The organism is Phycisphaerales bacterium (genome assembly GCA_020852515.1).
Lineage (GTDB): Bacteria > Planctomycetota > Phycisphaerae > Phycisphaerales > UBA5793 > UBA5793.
In genome coordinates this window covers 1-4,037 of sequence record JADZAS010000038.1, presented here as the reverse complement: position 1 = coordinate 4,037, position 4,037 = coordinate 1, and the positions used below count along the sequence as shown (strand labels likewise).

5 protein-coding genes are annotated in these 4,037 nt (G+C 64.6%); 2 read left to right on the top strand and 3 right to left on the bottom strand.

The window, feature by feature from the left end:
• The coding region (locus IT430_20570; GenBank protein ID MCC6910336.1) for a hypothetical protein at nt 1-224 on the top strand (224 nt) is incomplete at its 5' end.
• 625 nt (nt 225-849) lie between these two features.
• Nucleotides 850-1,287, top strand: coding sequence for a hypothetical protein (locus IT430_20565; protein MCC6910335.1), 438 nt, complete (start codon nt 850-852; stop codon nt 1,285-1,287).
• 108 nt (nt 1,288-1,395) lie between these two features.
• Here the strand turns inward: IT430_20565 and IT430_20560 are convergent, their stop codons facing one another.
• From IT430_20560 to IT430_20550, 3 genes are read right to left on the bottom strand one after another with little or no spacing between them, the layout of a single operon-like run.
• Complete coding sequence (locus tag IT430_20560) at nt 1,396-2,346, bottom strand: hypothetical protein (protein MCC6910334.1); 951 nt, start codon at nt 2,344-2,346, stop codon at nt 1,396-1,398.
• 31 nt (nt 2,347-2,377) lie between these two features.
• On the bottom strand, nt 2,378-3,160 hold the full coding sequence (locus tag IT430_20555; protein MCC6910333.1) for a hypothetical protein: 783 nt from the start codon (nt 3,158-3,160) through the stop codon (nt 2,378-2,380).
• Nucleotides 3,157-3,963, bottom strand: a complete 807-nt coding sequence (locus IT430_20550) for a hypothetical protein (protein ID MCC6910332.1) — start codon at nt 3,961-3,963, stop codon at nt 3,157-3,159. The genes IT430_20555 and IT430_20550 overlap by 4 nt, the downstream gene beginning before the upstream one ends.
• Nucleotides 3,964-4,037: the final 74 nt, after the last annotated feature.

Genomic DNA, 4,037 nt, shown 5'->3' with positions numbered 1-4,037 from the left:
GCGGCTGGCACCTTGACACGCCCTACCTGGCCGTGGATCTCGGCGAAGAATCCTGGCTGTCGCTCAAGAATGCCCTGCGCTGTGGGGAAAGCGCTCCGCCGGAGGATCAGACCACTCTCGCCAACGTACGAAGCGACATGGGCTACACGTTGGCGGCGGCGAATACCTCTTCAAAGCTGCCAGGGATTCGGACCGCCTGGGAACAGGCATGGACCGGGCAGTAGGATCCGCAGCAGCGGGAGTCACCAGTGAGATTCCATGGGCCAGTCAAGATGGCAAACCGGTCGGAGCCGGCGAGCCCGCTGCTGCTTAGTCCCATGAAGTTTCCGACAGCGCGAGCTCAATTCGACGAGTGCGTGCAGTTGGCGCTCGGGTATCCGACTATCCTGATCCTCGTCTGGCCGGACCATGTCGCGCGGAACGCGGCCATGCGCGAAGCTGCGCAGGATGCAGGTGGATTGCTCATCAATTGCACGGGGATGCGCTCGCGACGTCTGCTCGGCTCTCGAGTGGCAGATGAAGATTCCATCGCGCCTCTCATCGTTAAAGCGCTATCGCGCGATCTCCGATGCGCTGGCGACATCTCACGGGCCGTTGTTTCTCGACAATGCTGATGTGTTTGACCGGCTTGTGCTTCGAATCCTTCGCGATTTCTACAATCGAGCCCGCACAAGCATCGTGATCGGTACCGCTACCGCAAGGCTGGCCCGACTGATTGACGATCGGGAGAGTGGAGGTGAACTCTTCTCCCGATCCGGAGTCTGTGATCTCCGCTCATAGACGAATTGGCGCGAGCTACGCGAAGTCAAGGAAACGAGCAATCGGAACCGCCACGGTGAGGGCTTCAAAATGACCGCATCTGGTCTCGCTCATATCCCAACCGCTGAACTGCAGCAGGAATTGGAACGGCGCAATGCCAAGGCTGCGGAGCTCCAGGTCGAGTGGGTTCGGCTGATTGGCAAACTGAAGGACGTCAAAGCGGAGATGGAATCGCTGGGCGTTACACCGCCGCCGCCGGATGTCGCGAGTGCGCTGGCGTCGAACAGTCGCACATTCGGCAAGACCACGGCGGCGCGCACTCGAGCTGCGAACAAGATGACTCTCGATGCGACCCTTCACGGCGTTTTGTCAGGAACGACATTGGGCATAACTGAAGCGACCGAGGCTGTGCAGAAGGCCGGGTATCGCTCCGGATCTGCCAATCTGAACACAATGGTCAACCTGACACTGCTCAAGCGCAAGGATCTGTTCAAGCGCGTGGAGCATGGGAGGTACACGGCGAAGTGAGGCTGTCGCCGAAGCGATCGAGCCATCGATCCGCGGGGGAGCTCGTCGTCCCGCGGGCCAGCCGGCACCGTCAATCGTCCTGCCAGCGTCGATGGCTTCTCTGCGGCTTCATGCTGTCGATAGCCGCTTGCGACATTTGTGGCACCGCAGCCTTCGCTCCTCGCGCGCGTCTGCGAGATCAACCGCGGCTGCTTCCACCAGCCGATGTGGCGCAATCCGCGGTCCCGACGCTTCAGCCGCCAGCCCCGCGCCTCCGTCGAAACCACAATCCGTATCGCACGCCATCGTCAATGTCGCGGTTCCGCCCGTCGCCGCCGGGTGCATCGCCGTGCCGGAGCCGCCGCAGAGGCAGGCGGTGCTGCTCAGGCCGTTGGGGATGACCAGCGGCCAGGTCGAGTAGTTCGCGCACTGCCGGGCGTCGAAACTCGCCGCGCCGAAGAATATCGGGATCGGGATGGTGCCGGCGGGCGAGGCAGTCACCCACAGGATGAAGCGCCGAGTCGTGCCAATCACTTGGTAGTCGAGCACGGCGCTCGCGATCAGCACATCAAACGTGTTGCTCGTGCCGGTGCAGTTGGCGTTGGCGTACTGCGTGGCGTCGATGCCGGTGTCGGGCAGCACGACGCACATGTGCCACTGGCGGCAGACCGTGCCGGGCGCGATCTCGGCGCACGGCAGGTCGGGGTCGCGAATCGGCGTGTGCGCGCCGTCGTTCCAGTTGAACGGCAGCCCCAGATCGGGCATCGCGGCGGAGAGGTACTTGTACGACGCCCACGTGCCCGGCGCGGCCACGCAGTTGTTGTTGCGGAACGTGCGGCAGTTGGTCACGAACGTCAGGCCGCTGAGCGTCACGGTCAGGCAGGCCTTGCCGCTGGCGTTGTGGCAGCCGGCCGTGGGCAGCGCGTGTTTGATGCCGTCGCCGCAGACCCAGCACTCGCAGCACGGGCAGTGCGGGCACTCGATGCCTTCCTTGCAGCAGCAGCACCTTGTGCTCGTGGCCGGCAGGCCGGTCGGGCCGAGAAGCAGCGTGTTGCCGGATGGTCCGAGGATGAGGGGCATGGTTCGATTCCCTTGCGTCGCTCACCACGAGTCAGGGGCAACTTTCCAGATTCACGTCGCTGATCTGGTCCGTGGTGGGCGTGGCGCCGACGCCGATGACCACCCCGGCCACGTTACGCGAGAGGGTGATGATCGATCGCTGGGCCGTGATGCGCAGGACATTGCCGACGATCGCGTGCGTCACGCCGGTGACGAGTGTGAGCTGCACGGTGCTGTTGACGGTGGTGTCGATCTTAAGACAGCCATTCGCGTCAAAGGCCAGTCCGCTGGCGCCGGCGAGGCAGACGGCCGCGCCACCCAGGCGCACGATCGCCTGGCGCACCGGAACCAGCGAAGACTCCACCCAGAGGATCTGGGCCGTGCCGCTGTCGCCGCTGTTGAGATAACCCGTCTGGCCAGGCGCGACATCCGCGAACTCGTCATCCGGTTGGAGCAGGCCGACTTTGACGGGCACGACTCCGCCCATCGCGGCGCGGACGATGGCGCCGGGCGCGGCGGTTTCGAGGAGGATGGCGAACTTGCCGGCGTGCTCAGCCGCGGACACGACTCCAGTGAACGCGACTCGCTCGAGTTCGAGAGCGTCAGTGGGCGCGATGATCGGATCGGTGATGGCCAGCACGCCGAAGCGGTTCACGGTCGAAGCCGTCGAGTTGAGCACGAGGATCACGTCGCTGTCCCGCCGCAGGCGCTGGGGTTCGCGACTTTCCTCGTGCTGGCGCTGGCGCAGATCGACGGCGGCGTCGACGAAGGCGTTGTAGGCCGCCGCCGGGATCTTGAGCGGATCGCCGGATTTCACCTTGCGCAGGGAACTCATGTTCCGATCCCCAGCCCTGTGAAGTCGCTGCTGTCATACACGCGTTCGACGTACACCGCGACAGGCCGTTTCACCAGCGCGCCAGCGGTCGCGTCCTCGGCCTCGGCATACCGCACCCAGAGGTATTCCCAGCCCTTCTTGTCGATGCCAGTGATGTCGCCGATAGCCAGCCCGGTGCGGTTCGGGCGCGAGGCGAAGCGGAAGGTCAGCTCCCAGTCGCCTTGGCCGCGTTTGGAGCCCGAAACGCCCAAGAAGAGGCACTCACCTGCGTTGAAGCCCTTGAATGGGGCATCGTTGACCCGGCCGGTGAGGGCGAAGAGCGTACCTTTATAAGCAGGCGTCACCAGACTGTCATCGAGATAGTGCGTCTCGGTGAACTGGTAGACGGGCACCACAATGTCCACGCCTTCGACACTGTCGGCGGTGACGCCAATGGCGCCCTTGAAGTCCGGCGCGGTCTTGCCCGGTGGCGCGTACGAAGCGATCGTCGCCGATGACTGGGTGATGTGCTCACTGCCGCCGCCGGTCTCGAAGGTGAAGGTGCTCTCGCCGGTGTCGGGTGGGTCAGTCGAGGAATCGACCTGGTAAATGACGGTGCCGTCGTAGAGATCGGGCCCGGCCTCCTCGACCCGCACCTGGTAGAGCGGCAGGCCGCCGTAGAAAGACGGCACCTCGGCTTCGAGCGCGGCCAGCGCTTCGAGATCATCGCTCGTGCCGCGCACCCAGTAGAGGCGCTCGGTCGATGGGCTTCGGCCGCTGCTGGTCGTTCGACTGATCCCGCGTTCCTGAACTTCCGTGCTCATCCGAAGGCCAGTCCCTTCGTAGAAGCCTCGACGAGGCGCTTGGTGTGGCGGGCCGTCTGCTCGGTGGCGCGCGC